Source organism: Pseudoalteromonas sp. MER144-MNA-CIBAN-0113, from assembly GCF_040308965.1.
In the GTDB taxonomy this organism is placed as follows: domain Bacteria; phylum Pseudomonadota; class Gammaproteobacteria; order Enterobacterales; family Alteromonadaceae; genus Pseudoalteromonas; species Pseudoalteromonas tetraodonis.
The window spans coordinates 1-257 of record NZ_JBEOOG010000443.1; the positions used below are offsets into that span (position 1 = coordinate 1).

Below are 257 nucleotides of genomic sequence, written 5' to 3' on the forward strand. Positions count from 1 at the left end.
GCACTAACTGATGGCCTTGCTTGTTTTGCTGTAAATGTATTAAACGTTTATAAAGCTCAGGTGCACTTACATCACGTAATTGTGCGTTTAGCTCTCGGGTATGGCTTTCACTATAAAATTGGCTTTGTAAGTTTACATCGTTAATTTTACACGCTTGCCAAAACGCTTGATTAGGCAAAGGCAAACCCGATTTAAACGTACTACCTAAACCCAATAACGGCATTAAACCATGAAAGCTCAAAGCAATATCTAAATCG

Annotated in this window: 1 pseudogene; it reads right to left on the reverse strand. The window is 38.1% G+C overall.

What is annotated here, in order from left to right:
* Positions 1-257: pseudogene (locus AAEY57_RS20425) on the reverse strand (molecular chaperone); the annotation flags it as partial.